This window comes from Vibrio hepatarius, from assembly GCF_001274785.1.
Lineage (GTDB): Bacteria > Pseudomonadota > Gammaproteobacteria > Enterobacterales > Vibrionaceae > Vibrio > Vibrio hepatarius.
Genome location: NZ_LHPI01000001.1, coordinates 217,795 through 237,731, shown reverse-complemented (window position 1 = coordinate 237,731; position 19,937 = coordinate 217,795). Strand labels below are relative to the sequence as shown.

Below are 19,937 nucleotides of genomic sequence, written 5' to 3'. Positions count from 1 at the left end.
TTTCGAGTGTTTCGAAGAAATAGGAACTTGAAGCCTAGACACGCTATTAATGTATGACAGTCTTTAAAGTCGGGAGCTTTCAACCACTCAGTTGTGATTCAAGCGTTAGAGTCTAAACTAATTGGCTTAAGACATTTAATTGTTTAAGCAGCATACCACCCATCAGCTAGCACTTCAGCTTGCTCAAGAACAAGCTTAATCGCCGCTTCTGCCGCATCGGGTGGATATTTCCAACGGCGTAGTAAACGACGCACAAGGTTGCGCATACGAGCACGCACACTCTCACGTTTCTGCCAATCTACAGTAGCGGACTTACGCAGTTGGTGAGTGAGTTCAATGGCTAGTTGGCGTAGGTTATCATCACCTAGGGTGCGGACAGAAGCTTCGTTGGTGACCAATGCACGGTAAAACGCAATCTCATCTGTAGACAGGTTGAGTTTATCCATCATCTCAGCGTCGGCTTGCATTTCTTTCGCCCACTGGATCAACTCCTCAATGACCTGTGCGGTTTCAATGCTACGGTTATGGTATTTTTGCAGCGTCGACATAATGCGTTCCGAGAATTTCTTCTCTTGCACCACGTCGTTTTTCATCCGAGCTTTGACTTCATCACGCAGTAATTTCTCCAGTAACTCGACCGCGAGGTTCTTCTCCTTCATGTGTTTTACATCTTCGAGAAACTCTTCCGATAGCAAACCGATATTAGGTTTATCTAAGCCAACGGTTTTGAAGATGTCATCGACTCCGTCCGCCACAATTGCATTGTTTAGGATCTGGCGCAAAGCAGAATTACGCAATTCATCACTACGCTTTTTATCAACCGTAGAATGTTTTAAGAAGGCGGTCTTGATCGCTCCGTAAAAGGCGATTTCACTCTTATAACCATCAACCTCATCCAAGGTATTACATAGAGAGAAGGCTTTCATCAACGCAGCCATGACATCAAGAAAACGGCGTTTTCCATCACGAGCTTCTTCGCCTTTGCTGTTGCGGTGTGAGAGACCAGATATATGGTTCACGGCACCCGGAAGCAGTTGCAGTGGTTTGGTTTCAAAATCCGGACGATAATTGAAGACTGCACCATCAACTGGCGTGGCAAACATACCGCGAATTACGTCGATTTTTTCCATAAAGACTGCGAAAGCTTCAGCGGTATCAACGGTTGGCTTGCCTTTACCCTGACTGTTGGTATAGGTCTTAAGTGCGTTTTTAAGTTCATTGGCAATACCAATATAGTCGACCACTAAACCTCCGGGCTTATCCTTAAACACGCGGTTCACACGGGCTATCGCCTGCATAAGGTTATGACCTTTCATTGGTTTATCGATATACATGGTATGGCAGCAAGGCGCATCAAAACCTGTTAACCACATATCGCGCACAATAACCAATTGCAATTCATCATCGGTATCTTTGTAACGTTTCTCGAACAGCTTCTTGGTCTTCTTATCATGGATATGAGGCTGCATTTTTGCTTTATCAGCGGCGCTGCCTGTCATGACGATTTTGATCGCGCCTTTGTTTGGATCTTCGCTATGCCATTCGGGTTTGATAGCCACAATGGCATCGTATAAATCCACACAAATCTCGCGACTCATCGCAACGATCATAGCCTTGCCCGGAAAGGTTTCACAGCGAGTCGTAAAGTGCTCAACCAGATCTTGCGCAACCTGCTGGATTCTCGGCTCTGCACCAACGAGTTTTTCGAGAGCTGACCACTGTGATTTTATTTTCTCACGACTCTCAGTTTCTTCGTCTTCGCCAATTTCCTCTTCGACCTGATCGTTAAGCGCTTCGATTTCATCTTGATTAATATCGAGCTTGGCTAAGCGAGATTCGTAGTAAATCGGCACTGTTGCGCCATCATCGACCGCGTCTTGAATATCGTAGATAGAAACATAATCACCAAAGACACCGCGAGTATCTTTATCGTCCATCGATATCGGTGTACCTGTAAAACCAATAAAAGCGGCATTTGGCAGCGCGTCACGCATGTATTTGGAGTAACCATAAACATAACGCTGATCAATCACATTGCCACCTGCGTCTTTAACATCTACTAGGCGAGCTTTATTGCCATACTGACTGCGGTGCGCCTCATCTGACACCACCACGATATTCGAGCGCTCAGAAAGGATAGGATGTGCCATTTCTTCATCGAGCAGCGCAAACTTTTGTACGGTTGTGAAGATGATGCCACCGGATTGACGATTGAGCAGTAAATCGCGTAATGAATCACGATCTTCTGCCTGCTGAGGAATCTGTTTTAGCGTTTCTTGCGCCATGGTGAAGGTATTAAATAACTGACCGTCTAAGTCATTACGGTCAGTCACCACCACTAAAGTTGGGTTATTCATCTCCGGCTGTTGAAGTAACTTACTCGCGTAGCAGACCATCGAAATGCTTTTCCCGCTGCCTTGGGTATGCCAAACCACGCCTGCTTTTTTGCTTCCGGGCACCACCGTATTGGCATAGTTGGCTCGTGGTTCGGTGACTTGGTCAGAGGTTGTGGCCGCGATAACAGTCGCTTTCACCGCAGCACGCACGGCATGGAATTGGTGATAACCTGCGATTTTTTTGATGATCTTGTCGCTATCATTTTCGAACAATACGAAGTAGCGAATGTAATCGAGCAGCAATTCTGGCTTAAAGAAGCCACGCACCATGGTTTCTAATTGGAATTCGAGTAGTGGCTTGTCGTCTTCACTCTCTATCGTCTTCCATGGCAAGAAACGTTCTTTATTAGCCGTTAACGAGCCGACTCGCGCCGTCCATCCATCTGAAATGACCAGCGCTTCATTGAACACAAAGAGATCAGCGATTTCTTCTTTATAAGTTTGAATTTGATTGTAAGCATTCCAAATATCGGCGTGATCATCGGCTGGATTTTTCAGCTCAATGACCGCCATTGGCAAGCCATTGATAAAGACAATCACATCTGGTCTACGATTGACTTTGGTGCCTGTGATGGTGAACTGATTGACCACTAAGAATTCGTTATTCTCGCGGTTCTCAAAATCAATTAATCGAACATGAGTATGCTTGGTCACCCATTGTCCTTGCTCCATTACCGAGTATTCAACAGGCACACCTTCGATTAAATATTGGTGAAAGAGTTTGTTGTTTTTAATCAGTACAGGCGTTTGCGGTGTGGCAACGATTTTCGCTACTTCGATTAAGGTGTCACTGGGCACATTTGGGTTTAAGGTTTCCAAGGCAGAGACTAAACGCGCCTGTAGCGTGACTTGCTGATAGTTTTCACGTTCAGGCGTATCACCATCTGGTGCGATGTCATAGCCATTTTGGTATTGGTAGCCTAGCTCTTTAAACCAATCGAGGCATTGTTGTTCTAGTTGGTCTTCAGTAATCATTAAGCCTTTATCCTTATTATTTATTCCATGCGCTCTTAATCAACCGTCCGGTTTGGTTATAAATGACAACCTGCTCAATGTAATGGTGGAAATACCTATTTTCAGAGACGATTCGGTTTGCAGATTGCCAATCCACGTTGACTCTTTCTTGAGCTGGAATGAGTATTTGGCTATCAAACAAAGATTCAATATCCAGAATCAGCACGCCAATCCCGTGCAAGCTCGACAACATTTGCAGCTCACCTTCAACGTCGCTATTTAAACCTGTGGCAACAAGGTAGCCGAAATTGGCCCAACTCGAATTCGATACGGCTTGGAAAAAGTATTTTCGTACATTGCCTTTGGTAAGATGTTTCTTCACTTCAAAAGACCAAAGTCGAACCGAGCTGTGATTCCCACTGCGCACACAGCTTCTCACAATTTCATTCCAACCTTGGTCGAGCGGCTCTAGCGCCACCACGTCAGGATGTAACCAGTGATTGCCACCGTTGCCATGAGAGTTTTTAGATTTACGCTCGTCAATGCGCTGACAGTAAAGACCCAAATCCTTGCTGAGGTACTCAATCAACATTGGGTAGAGATCGTGCTCGCTTAAGCTTTGCGGCACGAGAGGCGTATCGATGTCTGATTCATCTGCATCGCTAAGATCATCTTCCTGATGAGCAGGTGTAGGCTTCTGCTCCCAGTAATAAACCCTAGGTCTTGGTTTGTCTCGAGTGGCGACATTAGGACAAACGATTTTCGCTCTTTCAGTGCGTTCCCCACCAATTTCTGCCGCGAGCTGGGCGATAAGCTTTTCTTCGGTGTTGTATCGCGGGTTTGCTTGCTTCTCAGCGATTTCTTCTGGATATCGAAGCACAAATTCTTTGGCTAAACCCCGAGCAGTAAACTTCTTGTCGGGGTTCGCCTTGAGCGTTTCGATAATCATTTCTACTCGGGTTGCCATTATTCGACCTCTGCTAATTCTTGAGCCTGTCCTAACTCGATTTCGCCGGAAAGCAATTTAGGAAGCAGTGTATCTCTTAAGGTAGAAAGGGTTTCATTCTGTCCTGTATTTCTAGCCATCATCTCGCACAATTTACCGATTAACAGTTCAAACTTTTCTATGATGGTCTCGGGAGGAACAACAACTTTGAAATTCTTTAATGTTGGGCCACTCCAACTAGGAAAAGTGGATCCTGTTGTAAGATGCAAAAGGCTATTTAATTCGCTCTTGAATAAGTAATTAGCAAAAGATGGAAAATCATTTGAACGGATAGAACACACACCTCTTCCAAGGCAGTACTCTCCGTCACTGACAACATATCGCCCAGTGGTTGAGCCACGAACACAAACTATTAGATCTTTGTTCTTTGACATCTTTGTTGGTGCTGTCGTCCACTTCTGAGCAACTGGATGGTACACACCGAACTCAACTGGCCCATTAACTAATGGAGTTCCCTCATTTTGGTCATTGTATGTCGACCCTTTAGGTGATTGCCCCATGATGACATCTACGACAGATGAAAGAGCACCAACTTCCCAACCTTCGGGAATCAATCCTAGTTCACTTTCAACGAGCTTCTCGGGGAATAGCAAGGCAGTAGCCGCATCCATACCCTCTGGCAGTTCGCCGTTCATCTTGGCTTTCACTGGATCGAATTCAACGAACCATGATTTAAAGATGGCTTGTGCCATTTGTTCTAGGGTTTTATTAGTTTCTGCATTTAGAATCAGCTTTCGGTCATAACCTTTAAGTACATTTACGATCTTTTCTTGTTCTAAAATTGGAGGAACTTGTATTGGAAAGCTTGGCAATTCCTTCAAAGCAATGCGATCAACTGTCGCTCCGTGAATTGTCTTAGAACGGATAGTCTCTTGAAATGCAGGAGATTGATATGCGTACAAGAGGTATTCAGGCAAGATTTTGGTACGATCTGGTCGCAATAGACCCATACGTCTACCCAAACAAGCAGTTACACCTGCGGGCATCATAGCTACTTCACCAAGCCTTGTTTCATAGGAAAACAAAATATCACCTTCTTCAGGTTTTACTCTACGTGTCCATTTCTTGAAATCTTCGTCACTGACATGAGCAGATTTAGATAAATCTAATTTTCCATTTTCTAAGCTGGATATGCTTAAGAAATATGGGCCCGCTTCGATTTTTTTTGGTGTTGCATGTGGGCCATCAAAAACTTGCGCGATATCACCAACTGTTAGAGTTTGATTACAACTCATAGCCTAACCCCGCTAGGTTCTTCTTGATCTCTGCTTCTAGCGTTGCTGATTCTGCAAATTGCTCACTTAACTTAGCTGTTAGCGTTGCCATCTTTTCAGCAAAAGGAATGCCGTCATCTAGCTCTTCTGTGGCGCCAACGTAACGTCCCGGAGTCAGCACAAAATCGTGTTTCTTAATCTCTTCCAACGTTGTCGATTTACAGAAGCCTGCTTGGTCTTCATAAACCACGCCATTAACTTCTTCACCTGTTTTCCAAGCGTGGTAAAGGTCGGCGACTTTCTGAATATCATCACGAGTAAAATCGCGAAGTACGCGGTCTTTCATATAGCCGAGGTTGCGAGCATCAATAAACAGCATTTCACCTTTACGATCACGCAGCTTACGACCTGATTTATCGGTACGAGCCTTTTTGTTTTTGGTTAAGAACCAGATACAAGCAGGGATTTGGGTATTGGTAAACAGTTGTCCCGGAAGCGCAACCATACACTCAACCAAATCGTTCTCGACCAATGCCGCACGAATTTCGCCTTCGTTGTTAGTGGTCGAACTCATCGAACCATTGGCAAGTAACAAGGCTTGCGAGCCATCAGGAGCAAGGTGGTAAAGCATATGCTGCATCCAAGCAAAGTTAGCGTTACCTGATGGTGGTGTGCCGTATACCCAGCGCGGGTCGTTATCATCAACACCTGTATTCCACTCTTTCATGTTGAAAGGCGGGTTAGCCATGATGAAATCGGCACGTAAATCAGGGTGCTGGTCATTGGTATAAGTACTGGCAGGCTCCTTACCAAAATCATAATCCAAGCCACGGATTGCCATGTTCATCGCAGCAAGCTGCCATGTGGTGTAGTTGTATTCCTGACCGTAAATCGAGATTCTTTGTTTTTGCGTTAGCGGATCAATCTCTTTTTGGTTAGCACGGCGCTCAATAAACTTCTCTGATTGCACAAAGAAACCGCCCGAACCCATTGCTGGGTCATACACACGGCCTTCAAACGGCTCAATCATCTCAACAATCAGTGAAACGATTGATGCAGGCGTGTAGAACTGGCCGCCTTTCTTACCTTCAGCAAGCGCAAATTGGCCTAAGAAGTATTCGTAAATGTGACCAAGAATATCCTTGCTGTTAAGCGACTTATGATTGAAGGGGATAGTCGCGATTAGGTTAATCAGCTCATTCAGTTTTGCCTGATCAATTTTTAGCGATGCGTAGTGCTTGTTGAGTACACCTTTTAGCTTCTGGTTGTCGCGCTCAATGCCTTCCAAAGCGTTATCAATCAGGTGACCAACAGAAGTAATTTTCTTCGTCTTACCATCAATAACCAAATCGGCACCGCCAATGACCATCGGCCCATTGTCTTGCAGGAACTTCCAACGAGACTCTGTTGGTAACCAAAACACGTTTTTCTCTTTGTAGTAATCGTTCTGTTCCAGCTCAATCGCGATTTCTTGTTCAAGCTCTTCAGCCGTGTAACCTTCTGGATCGAGGAAATACTCGTGGTCAGGGTTGGCAAAGTCTTGTTTTAGCTCTTCTTGGCGCAGCGTGAAGGCGTCAGACACGTATTTAACGAATATTAAGCCAAGCACCGCATGTTTGTATTGAGACGCATCGAGTGACGCACGGAGCTTGTCTGCAGCTGTCCAGAGCTTGCTTTCAAGCTCTTTGAGGAATAGTTGTTCTTGTTCGTTCATTACGGGTTTCTTGAGTTCGAAAAATTGGCCTTATGATACCAGTCGAATCACAAAAATCCTTAATTTATAACTCTGTAAAGTATGGTTTTATGAGGTAATAAGCATATTGTGCCTTTTTGACGCAATTTCACCCGAACGACTTGAGTTTCCGTCAGAATCGTCAGATTTTTTGTTGAAGGAAGTATATATTAGTGCAACTCATTGCATTATAGGGCGTAACAATATGTCAGGTACGACTTACCAAGATGTTTCGAAAGAAGAACGTCAAGAACTAGAATACGAAAGACTTGAGCTACTGAACGACTTTAAAGAGCAGTTAGCAGTGTTCTGTGATTACCTAAAGGTTGACTTAGACCAGCAAGCAACCTTGAAATCACTAGACACCGCAACAGCACTCACGCTTTCCTCTCCACGTTATATTCCTGCACGAAAGGGAATTTTAAAAATCTCAGCTCAAGGCTATTTAAGCTCAAAATTGGTTGAGAAAGTCAAATCAACCGCTACAGACATTGTTAAGGCGCTGGCCAACAAAATTGCAGACTCTTCCCAAAAACTGCCATGCAACGACATTGCACTTAAAGGTTCCGCTGATTCCATCACCTCTAAGCTGACTCAACGCTACTTATTTGGCCATAGAGGCTTTTGTGACATTGAACCAATTCCAGAAGTCCCGACATTAAGGAACAAAGACTTAAGCGCTTTATGTGAACGTCACCTTCTCGATCGAGTAAAGGAGCACTATACGTCTCAGTACCACCGCTACAGATTATGGGACGGAAGAGCTATCGCTTTATTTTCTAGCTACTTGTTTGATGTCAAAAGTGAAGAACATTATTTCTTCGATTCTAAGAACTTAATTCATCTTCTGGATAACGACCCTGAGCCAATCACAAAAGAGTGGTTTAAAGATGAATGCATCGAATGTTGGGAAGCGCTTTATGCAGATGGCCCACGTTATGCTTATACCGAGCTTGCCTACCCTGATGACAGTGGTGTCATTTTTGAAGAATACGTACCACTAGACATGGTAAGTGAAGATGTATGGGATTCGCTTTATGAGCGCTATAAAAACAAACTGAAAGAACATGTAGAGTTCGCCCGATAACTCTTGTGCGTCTTACCTCTCATCAAATTGAGCAAATAACCGTCAATAAAAGGAATAAAGAAAAAATGACCGCGACAATTTCAGTCAGCAAAAGTGCGATATTTGAGCTAATCATGGCTGGTTTAGAAGCTTATGCTGTAAAGCATCAGGGCAGCAAAAGTATTTCTGTAGAAACCGCCGCTCACCTTTGGGGGTACGTGAACAAAACACATCCATTTAAATGTACGATAAATCATGTCTCTGTAGAGACGTCTGCAAAGCGAAAACGTTCTTCTGTTGAATTTAGCTCTCAATCTCTTTTAATTAAAAAAGACATCGCGAAAGTGTTCGGAGACCAGTATCAATATATAGGAACCGCTCATTCTCACCCTTATTTGCGAGAAGAAAACATCGATGCCGCAATAATTAGAAAAGACAAGTTGTATGAATTATCTGACGCTGATCATGAATGTGAGATTGGATCTCCGGAAATTGAGGTGGCTGGCAAATCGTACAGTGTAGCTTTGGTATTAACGGTTCATTCGATGCTGAAGGCAGATGATAGAAAAGATGGAACATACTTCGGAGAACCTCTTATCGAGTTTTCGCTCGGCAATATCAAATTCTGGCTGTATGGCCGAGTTTTTGAGCATAAATCGAAGTCATCTTTGAGCGATGAAGAGCGTCATTCTTATGAACGTTATAAATTGACCCTAAGTGGTGCTCATAACGACAAATTAGTTCCAGTGCCCCTAGATACTTTATTAGAAAGTGGTGTCTTTATAGATACATTGTGCAAAGACTTTGGCAGACTGAGGTTTTTAGATAATGAATCAGAATATGATTTAGCCACTGTAGCTGAGTGTAGATGGTAATAATGTTTGTGGTGCGGCCTTTGAGTAGAAACTTGATCGCATCACTTTTTCCTACCATGCCAAACGAAAAAAGCCCGCTGATTACTCAGCGGGCTTTTCGAATGTGGCGGAGAGATAGGGATTTGAACCCTAGATACGCTATTAACGTATGCCGGTTTTCAAGACCGGTGCTTTCAACCACTCAGCCATCTCTCCGTTGCGGGAGGTATAGTAGTTTTTGCCATACCCCTTGTAAAGCACTAATTTGCTTTGTGTTGTTTAAATGGCGATAAACTAAGCACTTGATTCAATTACTTCTATACTCGTATCAACACTAAAAAGTATGATTTTATAGGTAAATTACTCTAAAGCTTATATTGCAATAAAATAGTGTTTTATTACTAAACTACTGAAAATAATAAAAAATATCAGTTTCATGCAACACTTGTACGCCCGAAAATCGTTGCACAAGATTGTGAAGTGTTTCAAAATTACGTCATTAACCGGCACAAATGGTAAATTTCAGAGGTTTTTATGAAAGTCGCTGACTTGTTTAAACATCGTGGTGAATCAGATTCAAAGCAACACTCAGAGTTCATGCAATGGGTTTCTCCTACTATGCGTGAGTATTGGGGAGAGTTCCTGAACAAAACAAATAACCGCCATTTGTTTACTCGTCTACGTGATCTTCAGCAGCCAGCGGTTAATGATGAACTTCAAGTTCAACCAAAGCCAATTGAGCTAAAACCAGAAGCTCAAGCGCTTTATGAAGAGCTGCAACTTAAGCTTGGTGAAGTGATCCATGTTGGCGATTGGCTGGACGTGTCTCAAGAGCGTATCAACCAATTTGGTCAAGTGACCGAAGATATGCAGTGGATCCATACCGATCCAGAGCGCGCAGCGACGGAATCACCATTTAAGACGACAATTGCGCACGGTTTCTTAACGCTTGCTTTGTTACCTAAGCTAACAGACAGCGTAGACCCAGATCAGAACCTATTCCCGACTGCAAAAATGGTGGTGAATATTGGTTTGAATCAAGTACGTTTCCCTTACCCAGTTAAAGCGGGTAACCGTGTTCGCGCAGTCAGCACGCTATCGAAAGTAACTCCAATTCGTAAAGGATTAGAGATTGAGCGTGAGATCAAAGTTGAGATCGAAGGCGTTCGTCGCCCAGGTGCGGTAGTGACATCAGTGATTCAATTGCACTTCTAATTTCAGATTCGTAAACAAAAAAGGATACGCAGTGCGTATCCTTTTTTCGTTTTGGCTCTTTTTACTGACCCATGGTGTAGCAGCACTCTAGTTGGTAATCATCCCCATTTTTCGCGGTGTATTCTTTTTCTTCAGTACACGCTCTTGGTTTACCCTTCTCATCGCCTTGTACTAGGCTAATCCAGTGGCGCATCGCTGCAACTTCTGACGTGCCTTGCGGAAACATAGTGCACGTTTCTAATTGGATGTCGGCAATCTGTACCAGTTGTACACAGCCTGTGCCTTTCTGTTTACCAAACGTTAGCTCTACGTGGCTGCCCGTTCCGTCACGGAACAGAATTGACGCTGGTGACTCCTTCTCACCGCTGAAAGCAACAAAGTGCTTCGGGTGTTTTAGACCACTGTGGCGGCCATCTTTGAAGTAAGCCATAACGTGGCGGTAATCAATTACGTAAGCGGTAACGTCTTGGTGAGAACCTTCTTCCAGTGGGAACAAGCGGTCAAGCAGCTGCTTTGCTTTTACTTGTTTCTCTGAAGTTTGTTTCGAGTCCATTTTCTCTACCGCGAAGACTGCTTCAGCGATAAATGGCATGTCATTATTTTGGATTTCTGTTTTATCGAATGTCAGCATGTTCATGGCGTTTCCCTCGCGGATGTTTCACAACTTTATGTCCTGGAGCAAGTTTTTCACACTTAACGTTTTATTCATGTTCGTTTTGTGACCTTGCTTACTTTCTATACTAGTGAATTTTTTAATACAATTTCACAACAAAAATTTTACACTGTGAATTTTACAAAATTATGCTGTCGAAAAGTCTCATACGTCAGTCCCATTTTTTAGGGACTAAGATAAGAAATCTTAGGAAACGCAATCACTTAACGATGGAAGATCTGTCGGCTAGGTGTATAAGAGTCAACCCTGAGTACGCACCGTCGGTTTCCTACTTATCGATGATCGAGCGCGGAAAACGCGTTCCAAGCATCGATATGTTGGAAGTGATCGCCGAAGTTTTTCAAAAAGATCCTGCGTGGTTTTTGGATGATGAACCGGAGCAAGCCGACATCACGCCCGACAAAGGGAATCGTGGTGGGATAAGCGGTATGGCGTTGGAGCCAAGCTTTTTGTTCTCTAACGATATCCTGCAAATCGCGATTCCAGAGATGTTGTCGCAAACTGGGATTACGGGCCGTCAATTTGCCCACTTGTTGATTCGTGCTCACCAAGAAAGCAACCAAAACCACTTCCCTGATCTGGAACGCGCCGCAGAAGAAGTCGGCTTAAAACGCCTCAATCTATCGGCAGAAGATCTGATGGATATTGCCCGCAGCATGGGGTTGACTATTCGTTGGATTTCTCGCCCACCACAAGACATCGTGGATGAACTCGGCGTGAGTGCGAAACAGGTCGTCACGTCTTTCTTTGAGCCTCCGGGTTTTATCTACCTAAATGAAATCCTTAAACAGTACCCTACGCGCTTGAAGTACGATTTAGCGGTCTACTTAGGGCATTGTGTGCTGCACAACAAAGAAGGGTTAAAGAGCGTGCTCTCGGTCGGTCACGCAAACAGCTGGGAGGAAAACTCTCAAGCCAACCCGACTTCTGAGCTTAACTCGCAAGACATACTGCAAGCGTGGCGTGATTTTGAGTCGAGCTTTTTCGCCGGTGCGCTACTTTGCCCGAAAGTGCCATTTCGTCAGCTGTTAGACCGAAGCGGTTACGAAATCGACGTACACAAGAAAGCGGGCGTATCACCGTCAGTGGCAATGCGTAGGATGACGGTTGTGTCCCCTTACCCACATTGGCACTACTTTGATGCTTACGGGCAGAATAAGCTTAAAGCGGTTTATCGCGGTAATGGCATCCCACTGCCTTGGGGTAACATGCGCAAAGTTAACGACCCATGCCAACACTGGGCGGTGTTCAGAAGACTTTCAGAACCGCAAAATGGCAGCTCTGCGCAAATTTCCATTCTTAACGTCGGAGACGAACCGAGAATCTACTGCTGTGAGTCCGTCAACATGACCGATCCTGCGGGCAACAACCGAGTACTGTGTGCGGGTATCGACTTAAACCCAGCTATCGATGCGCAAGGTGGCGACTCACGCATGATCGCAGAAGAGTTGAAATCACTCTGTGTAGGTAACGGCGGTACGGCCGCGATTCCGAGACACATCCAGAGAGAGTTCACGACGATAGCAAAAATCCTCAATATCAATTGGATTGAGCGGGGGCTTCAGTCGGATGCTCGAGTGATCTGTTCGCGTGGTGCTGTGTGCCCAAGAAAGCCGAGTTGCTATAGCGGTTGTCAGGATGCACAAGAAGTTGAGGATTAACAGGCAAAAAAAAAGCCAATCACAATTTGCGTGGTTGGCTATATTTGATTGTGAACAAAAAAGTTCACTAACAACGTCAGTTGGCTAGGTGACCCTCGGCTTAATAAGGGTCAAACTAGATAATGCAGTTAGCGTGCCAACTTTAAATCTACCTCTAAAGAGTTATTTTTGACCTGATTTATCGCCTGTTTCATGAAAACATGGTGCATAGCATAAATCCATTTTGCGAATTGTTGCATTATGCAAAAGCAAAGCTCTTGCATTTTGCAATACTAGATGCTCTCTCCAAGTTCAATTTGGTAACCGAGATCAATACAAGCAGGCCACTCTTGGCTGCCCTTTAGACGCTCAATCAATTGCTGAGCGGCGACTTTGCCTATTTCTTCCCTTGGCGTCAGTACCGTTGCCAATTTAGGGATCATCACTTGACTGATGTCGTGACCGTGGAAACCTGCAATCGCCATTTGTTCAGGAATCGATATTCCGCGGCGCTGACACTCATACAACGCACCGATCGCTAAGTCATCGTTGGTACAGAAGATCCCATCAACATACGGATACTTATCTAGCACTTCCCCCAGCAGCTTAGAGCCGAGCGTAAAAGACGAGGCCGCTTCGGTTTGCAGAGTGATCTCGGCTTTACCCACTTCTGCTAGAGCTTGTCGATAACCCTCCATTTTCAGCCGCGTTCGCTCATCCATTCGCGCGGCAAAGTAGGCGATATGTTCACGCCCTTGTGCGAGCATCGCTTTGGTCATCTCCTTGGCGGCTTGGGTGTTATCAAACCCGACCGCTTGCTCGATACGTGGCGAGTAAGAGTCCATGATCTCAACCACTGGGATAGACGCAGTCTGCAGCATCTTACGCGCTTTTTCTGTATGTACGTTCTCAGAGAGAATGATCGCATCGACGTTGTATGACAGCAGTGATGCAATGCTCTGCTCTTCCAGCTCTTCGCTATAACCGTAGTGGGCGATCATGGTTTGATAGCCAGCTGGGGTGGTCACCGATTCAATGCCACGGATCACTTCAGCGAATACTTGGTTGGTCAAAGATGGAACCAACACACCAATCGCGTTGGATTTCGCGTTAGAGAGAATATCAGGGGCTCGATTGGGGATGTAGCCAAGGTCTTCGACCGCTTGTTCTACTTTTTCTCGGATTGCTTCTGAAACTTGAGCAGGGTCGCGTAGGCAACGACTGACTGTCATCTTAGTCACCCCTACCCGGTCTGCAATATCTTGCAACGTTGGACGTTTCTTCTTAATGGCCATTGTCTAATTTTTATTCTACTTGTTGTGTTACTGGTAACATTGTACCCATCACAATAAACATTTTCGTTGGCGTGGATAACAAAAAAGCGCTCACCTTGGGTGAACGCTTGTATTTATAGGCTGATTTGAGCTCTTTTTTCCTCACTCCAGGTGAGGTGGAATTTACGCTCTTCGGCTTCATCCACTCTTGAATAAGTGTGGGAGCCAAAGAAATCCCGTTGAGCTTGCAACAGATTCGCTGGTAGCACTTCGCATCTTAACCCATCGAAGTAACTCAATGCAGAGCTGATACCCGGCATCGGCACACCACTCAGTGCAGAATTCGCGACGGTTTTACGCCAGCCTAATGAGCGCTTTTCAACCTCTTGCACAAAATGACTCGAGAACAGCAGATTGTCCAAATCACCCTGTGCTTGATACGCGCTGGTGATCTCTTGCAAAAATGCCGCGCGGATAATACAGCCTGCACGCCAGATCTTGGCGATCTGCGCAAAATCTAACTGCCACGCTTCTTTTTCTGAGGTGCTTTTCATCAAGTCAAACCCTTGTGCGTACACCGCAAGCTTGGCGCAATAAAGTGCGTCACGTAGATCATCCAGAGTTTGCTGTTTATCTAGGTAGTGGTCTTTTATAACTTGAGTCTTCAACACAGCGCTCGCTTTTACACGCACCGCTTTTTGTCCACTTTGCGCACGCGCAAGCACGGCTTGAGCGATCGTCGGAGCCGGCGCGCCTTGTTGCAGGCTGTTCACCGCAGTCCAAAGACCAGTACCTTTCTGACCCGCTTTGTCCAAAACGACCTCGACAAACGGCTTTCCTGTTATTGGGTCTAGCACTTGCAAAATCTCCGCGCTGATTTCCATTAAATAGCTGTTGAGTACGCCTTGATTCCACTTCGAAAAGGTGCCAGCGATTTCATGCGCGCTCATGCCCAATACGTCAGACATAAAATGGTACGCTTCGCAGATCAATTGCATGTCTGCGTACTCGATACCATTGTGCACCATCTTCACGTAATGACCCGCTCCCGCTGGGCCCAAATACGCGGCGCAAGGCTCGCCTTTCTCAAACGGGCCAACAGGTAACCCCTGAGCGTCCACTTTTGCTGCGATTGCATGCCACATCGGTTCAATGTAATTCCATGCGTCTCGGTTTCCGCTTGCCATCAAAGCTGGACCAAATCGTGCGCCTACTTCCCCACCTGAGACTGCGGTACTGAAAAAACGCAGTTGACCTTGGTAACGTTGCTCACGAGCTTCGGTGTCAGTCCACAGGCTATTGCCAGTATCGATAACAATATCTTCGCTGCTTAAGCCTGCGTTAAGTAAGTCTTGCACGACATTATCGACAATCTTGCCCGCCGGAACAGACAGTGCAATCACTCGTGGCTTGCTCAGCGATTCAAGCAGTTCTGCCAAGCTCTCAACGGTGATTAACTGCCCTTTGTCGCTTTGCTGCATTAGCTCCTTGGCGTCATTAAGGGCGACTTGTCTGTGCTTGTCGCTGATATCAAACCCAGTGACCGCAAAACCGTGGTCAACTAGGTTTAGCGCGAGGCTTTTACCCATTACGCCCAAACCAATCATCGCGATGTTAGATTGCGCCATTGGTTGACTCCTCTATCGCTTTTAATGCAGCCGCAAGTACTTGTGGTACATCTTCCGAAATATCAATAAACAGTGCTTCGTCTTGCTCAGGTTCGATCAGCGCTTCAAATTGGCTTTTTAGCATTACTTCGCCGTTGAAGTAATGGTTAGCGCGCTGCTGATGTCGCGACCAAATCGTCTCGAAATCACCTTGCAGATAGACGATCACTAGCTCGTCATTGTCGCGTCGTAAGATATCGCGGTATGCAGGCTTAAGCGCCGAACACGCGATTACCGCTGCGTCGCTCTCGACATAAATGCGGTTGAGCGTTTCCAACCAGCCAATGCGGTCATCATCATTGAGCGGAATGCCTTGCGCCATCTTTTCCACGTTCGCTTTAGGATGGTAATCATCACCATCGTGGAAAGGTAAGCCCAGCGCCTTGGCAATCTCGCTGCCAATCAGGCTTTTTCCGCAGCCTGATACGCCCATAACTAAGATTTTTTTCGCTTTCATTGGACAATACTATCCTTAGCCTTCAGCTGTCACTGAAGGCTGTGTGACCCAAATGGGTGTGTTGCTAATTCAAAATTCGGTTGTGGTTATTTCCACCACATGGCCAGTTCAGGGAACATGATCACTAGGCTTAACACAAAGATTTGTAGGCCGATAAATGGCAGCAGTGACTGGAAGATCTCGCCAAGGCTGATGTCTTTCGGTGCAACCGATTTCAGGTAGAATGCAGCAGGACCAAATGGTGGCGACAAGAAAGACACCTGCATGTTGAGACAGAACACAACGCCAAACCAGATTGGGTCGTAGCCCAAGCTAATCACGATTGGTACAAAGATTGGCATCGTCAGTAGCGCAACGCCTACCCAGTCAAGGAACATACCCAGTACCAACAGAATTGCCATCATTATAAGTAGAGTCAGCAGCGCGCTTCCGCCACTTAAGCCAAGAATGACTTCTTCAACAAAATCGATACCGCCCATCAGGTTGTAGATACCTACCAGCGCACTCGCGCCGATACCAATCCACATGATCATGCCGCAGGTACGCATGGTTGCGATGGCACTCTCTTTGAGCATTTTGAAATTCATCTCGCCACGAATGACGGCAGAGATCATGATGCCGACTACGCCTAACGCCGATGCTTCGGTTACTGACGCCACACCCGTATAGATACTACCAAGTACTACAGCGACAGAAAGTAGCGGGAAGAACAGCGCTTTAAAGTAGCTCACCTGAGGCTCTTCTTCTTCGCCAGAATCACTCGGAATTGGTGCAAGAGCAGGGTTCAATTTACAACGAATCAATACGTAGGCGATGTAGCAACCCGCTAGAATAAATGCTGGCAAGAATGACGCTTTAAACAGGTCACCGATAGACACGCTCGCCGTCATACCGTAGATGATAAGAACGATACTTGGTGGCAGCATTGTACCTAGTGCACCACCCGCACAGGTCGTACCGATCGCCAGTTTGCGGTCGTAGCCTAAACGCAGCATTTGTGGCAGTGCCAGAATACCAAGTAGTACGGTTTCACCACCGATTACGCCCGACATTGATGCCAAAAGTACCGCAACCAATAGAGTTTGCACTGCAACGCCGCCGCGCACTTTTCTCCCGACTGACTTCATCGCGTCAAACAGGTCTTTAGCGATGCCCGAGCGGTCTAAAAGCGCCGCCATCAACACGAACATAGGTACGGCTAAGAACACGTAGCCCGAAGCAAAGCTGTAGGTACGGCTCGCGATAAGCGGTAATGCGTCAGGTCCAAACCAGCAAAGGGTGAAGAAAATCGCGACAAAACCTGTCACGAATGCCAGCTGCATACCCGTAAGTAATAGGCCGATCATCATGACCAGCATGAGTAAACTACCCCATGCGATGCCAATAGAAGATAAATCAAACATCGTCTTTCTTCCTTAGACCCATGATCTCTTGGATTAGGTGCAATACGTACTGAACAACAAGAATACAAAGGACGACAAAAATCAGACCTTTAAGCAGCGCAGGATAAGGCGCATTCAGCACCGAGCCTGACGTTTCGGGGCGCAATTCACCCCAAGGAGTAAACCATGACTCCATCGCCATCGCGTAAGCGGCGTATGCCAACATACCTGCGAATGCTAAACCGACAATGTGGTGAACCAAGTTAAGGTACTTACGCACTTGGTCAGATACCGAATCGTAAATCAAGACGACTCGTACGTGCTTGTTCGCCGCGAAAGCGTAGATACCGCCGACGATAAATAGTGAACCACCAATAAATGAAGCCGTTTCATGCACCCAAGTGGTCGGCGCATCAAACACATATCGCATCAGCACTTCGTAAAAAGAAATCAGTACCGTAAAAATGAAGAACCAGCTCAGTACGTTACTGATTTTAATAATCGCTTTATCAAGAAAGTTTCTTGGCTGTTCTTCTTGCTCATGAGGAGCGTGTGGGGTTTTATCAGTCATTACCATCTTTTCCCAAAAAACAAGGAGGGCCGTAGCCCTCCTGAGAGAAGCTTACTGAGTCAGCTCGCTTATAGAAGGCCGTTTTCTTCTAGGAATGTTGTTACTGAGTCATACACTTTTTGTGCATTTGGAGAACGTTCTGCGAACACTTTCCATTGTGACTTAGCAATTTCACGGAACTTCTTACGCTCTTCGTCAGACCAGTTGTGGATCGTGATATCTGGGTTTGCCTGTGCTTCTTTTACTGCCGCTTGGTCAGCCATTTTTAGCTGAGTCGTCATATCGTAAGAGAAGTCACGTACCGATGTTTGCAGAATGGTCTGTAGGTCTGCAGGCATCTTGTCCCATTTCTTTTGTGAGATAGAGATGTCGATAAGCGGTAGCGAGTGGAAGCCCGGCTGAACTGGGTGTGTCGCGATGTCGTTCATGCCCGCTTTTTGGTTCGTCGAGAATACAGTGTAATCCGCTGCATCGATAACGCCTTTACTCAAACCGGTAAATACTTCTGAACCTGGCAGGTTAACTGGTGTTGCGCCAGCTGCCGCAAACACTTGTTGAACCAGACCTTCTGGCGCACGCAGTTTGAGGCCTTTCAGATCAGCTACGCCATCGATTGGCTTTTTAGAGATAAACGATTCTACGCCTGTTGTTGATGCACCAACGAACTTCACACCGTAAGGCGCGTAAAGCTCAGTCATCAACTCGTTACCACCGCCGTAGTTCATGTATTGCAGCAGTTGCGTTGTGTCAGACCATGCACCAACCATGTTGCCAATCAAACCAAACGCTGGATCTTTACCAGAGAAGTAACCTGTCGCGGTAACTTGACCATCAAGAATACCCATCTTGATCGCGCCCAACGTTTCAGTGTGCTTCACCACTGCGCCGACTGGTAGTAGGTCGATATCGATACGACCGTTAGACATTTTCTCAACGCGATCCGCCCAGTTTTGCTGAACTTGGAAGTTCAGATCGCCTGATGGGTCTGAAGACTGAATCTTTAGTTTAAAGTCAGCCGCAAGTGCAGACACTGAAAACAGTCCGGTGATAGAGGCAGCAAGCAAAGTTTTTGTCATCGCTTTCATAGTAGGGGGTATCCTTGTTTTGTTTCATGTCTTCAATCTAGCTTAATCCAGCTGATTGGTGATCCGGTTAATTGTTATATGTTACCGGTAACGTTGAGGCCAATGTTACCGGTAACAGGAAAACGTTTTCCACGACACTCGTCACAAGTTTTAATTTTGTTAATAATTAGGGGCGCAGTAGTAGCCAAGTTGTGATTGCGCGCACAGAGTACCTTAAGAAACTGGCACCACAGCAGTAAGAAAAGCGGAAGTGATGTGTTAGCGCTTACGAAACACCCACACAGGCCCTATGAGCAAATAAATCAGGTCATCAAAAAAGGATGGCTTCTTCCCTTCGATCTTGTGACCGATGAACTGCAGCATCCAAAGCGCCGCAAAAGTAATGAGAGAAAGCATAAATACCGGTACGCCGAGGAGTTCCAATGACCAAACCAACGAAATACACGCCAACGTAAAACCAAGCATCATCAGAAAAACGCTGATAGAAAGTTTGAGGTAGAAAAACATCACGGGTAGAAAAGCAATCCACACCCAGTTGAGCGAGATACCATATAAGCTGAGTGAAGGGATAGACCAAATCAGTCCGACGACCGACAAGAATATCCCCGGCACAGCAACGGTGTGGATCTTTTTATTGATAGGATTCTGGTGGCTCTCACCATAATCGTGGAGCCATTGTGTTAAGTCTCGCATGGGTACCTCAAAACTGGCTACTTCTTATGTTCTATAGCACGGTTTTTCAGGTTCCGCT

The 19,937-nt window shown here is 45.7% G+C and carries 16 protein-coding genes and 1 tRNA gene; 4 read left to right on the top strand and 13 right to left on the bottom strand.

From position 1 onward, the window contains the following. Positions 1-143: 143 nt before the first annotated feature. The 4 genes from AKJ31_RS01125 to AKJ31_RS01110 are packed head-to-tail and all read right to left on the bottom strand — an operon-like array spanning position 144 to position 7,284. Positions 144-3,371, bottom strand: a complete 3,228-nt coding sequence (locus AKJ31_RS01125) for a type I restriction endonuclease subunit R (RefSeq protein WP_053407249.1) — start codon at positions 3,369-3,371, stop codon at positions 144-146. A 16-nt stretch (positions 3,372-3,387) separates the two neighbouring features. Beyond that, positions 3,388-4,317, bottom strand: coding sequence for a COG2958 family protein (locus AKJ31_RS01120; protein ID WP_053407248.1), 930 nt, complete (start codon positions 4,315-4,317; stop codon positions 3,388-3,390). After that, positions 4,317-5,591: a restriction endonuclease subunit S gene (locus AKJ31_RS01115; protein WP_053407247.1), complete on the bottom strand. Its 1,275-nt coding sequence runs from the start codon at positions 5,589-5,591 to the stop codon at positions 4,317-4,319. The genes AKJ31_RS01120 and AKJ31_RS01115 overlap by 1 nt, the downstream gene beginning before the upstream one ends. Then, positions 5,581-7,284, bottom strand: coding sequence for a class I SAM-dependent DNA methyltransferase (locus AKJ31_RS01110; protein ID WP_053407246.1), 1,704 nt, complete (start codon positions 7,282-7,284; stop codon positions 5,581-5,583). The genes AKJ31_RS01115 and AKJ31_RS01110 overlap by 11 nt, the downstream gene beginning before the upstream one ends. A gap of 223 nt (positions 7,285-7,507) precedes the next feature. Between AKJ31_RS01110 and AKJ31_RS01105 the strand changes: the two genes are divergently transcribed. Both AKJ31_RS01105 and AKJ31_RS01100 read left to right on the top strand, forming a co-directional pair. Continuing rightward, a complete protein-coding gene (locus AKJ31_RS01105) occupies positions 7,508-8,389 on the top strand; it encodes a hypothetical protein (protein ID WP_053407245.1) in 882 nt (293 codons plus the stop codon). 65 nt (positions 8,390-8,454) lie between these two features. Next, the gene (locus AKJ31_RS01100) at positions 8,455-9,243 is read left to right on the top strand and encodes a hypothetical protein (protein WP_053407244.1); all 789 of its coding nucleotides are present in this window, start codon (positions 8,455-8,457) and stop codon (positions 9,241-9,243) included. 104 nt (positions 9,244-9,347) lie between these two features. Here AKJ31_RS01100 and AKJ31_RS01095 read toward each other — a convergent pair. Continuing rightward, positions 9,348-9,438: transfer RNA gene (locus AKJ31_RS01095), tRNA-Ser, on the bottom strand. Between the two features lie 318 nt (positions 9,439-9,756). Between AKJ31_RS01095 and AKJ31_RS01090 the strand changes: the two genes are divergently transcribed. Further along, positions 9,757-10,437 (top strand): MaoC family dehydratase, encoded by a 681-nt coding sequence (locus AKJ31_RS01090; RefSeq protein WP_053407243.1) that lies wholly within the window; start codon positions 9,757-9,759, stop codon positions 10,435-10,437. 61 nt (positions 10,438-10,498) lie between these two features. Here AKJ31_RS01090 and AKJ31_RS01085 read toward each other — a convergent pair whose 3' ends face one another. Continuing rightward, the gene (locus AKJ31_RS01085; protein ID WP_053407242.1) at positions 10,499-11,074 is read right to left on the bottom strand and encodes an aldolase/citrate lyase/malate synthase family protein; all 576 of its coding nucleotides are present in this window, start codon (positions 11,072-11,074) and stop codon (positions 10,499-10,501) included. Positions 11,075-11,235: 161 nt separating this feature from the next. Here AKJ31_RS01085 and AKJ31_RS01080 point away from each other — a divergent pair, with 161 nt between their 5' ends. Further along, on the top strand, positions 11,236-12,771 hold the full coding sequence (locus AKJ31_RS01080) for a DUF3612 domain-containing protein (protein WP_053407241.1): 1,536 nt from the start codon (positions 11,236-11,238) through the stop codon (positions 12,769-12,771). 272 nt (positions 12,772-13,043) lie between these two features. Here AKJ31_RS01080 and gntR read toward each other — a convergent pair whose 3' ends face one another. The 7 genes from gntR to AKJ31_RS01045 all read right to left on the bottom strand — a co-directional run bounded on the left by gntR (position 13,044) and on the right by AKJ31_RS01045 (position 19,879). Further along, a complete protein-coding gene (gntR, locus tag AKJ31_RS01075) occupies positions 13,044-14,045 on the bottom strand; it encodes a gluconate operon transcriptional repressor GntR (RefSeq protein WP_072161200.1) in 1,002 nt (333 codons plus the stop codon). Between the two features lie 113 nt (positions 14,046-14,158). Next, positions 14,159-15,652 (bottom strand): NADP-dependent phosphogluconate dehydrogenase, encoded by a 1,494-nt coding sequence (gndA, locus tag AKJ31_RS01070; RefSeq protein ID WP_053407240.1) that lies wholly within the window; start codon positions 15,650-15,652, stop codon positions 14,159-14,161. Beyond that, the gene (locus AKJ31_RS01065; protein WP_053407239.1) at positions 15,639-16,148 is read right to left on the bottom strand and encodes a gluconokinase; all 510 of its coding nucleotides are present in this window, start codon (positions 16,146-16,148) and stop codon (positions 15,639-15,641) included. Before AKJ31_RS01065 ends, gndA begins: the two co-directional genes overlap by 14 nt. 86 nt (positions 16,149-16,234) lie before the next feature. Continuing rightward, a complete protein-coding gene (locus tag AKJ31_RS01060) occupies positions 16,235-17,551 on the bottom strand; it encodes a TRAP transporter large permease (RefSeq protein ID WP_053407238.1) in 1,317 nt (438 codons plus the stop codon). Then, the gene (locus tag AKJ31_RS01055) at positions 17,544-18,101 is read right to left on the bottom strand and encodes a TRAP transporter small permease subunit (RefSeq protein ID WP_053407237.1); all 558 of its coding nucleotides are present in this window, start codon (positions 18,099-18,101) and stop codon (positions 17,544-17,546) included. The genes AKJ31_RS01060 and AKJ31_RS01055 overlap by 8 nt, the downstream gene beginning before the upstream one ends. 68 nt (positions 18,102-18,169) lie before the next feature. Beyond that, entirely contained in the window at positions 18,170-19,186 is a 1,017-nt protein-coding gene (locus AKJ31_RS01050) for a TRAP transporter substrate-binding protein (RefSeq protein ID WP_053407236.1), read from the bottom strand. Positions 19,187-19,444: 258 nt separating this feature from the next. Beyond that, positions 19,445-19,879: an Mpo1 family 2-hydroxy fatty acid dioxygenase gene (locus AKJ31_RS01045; protein ID WP_053407235.1), complete on the bottom strand. Its 435-nt coding sequence runs from the start codon at positions 19,877-19,879 to the stop codon at positions 19,445-19,447. Positions 19,880-19,937 lie beyond the last annotated feature (58 nt).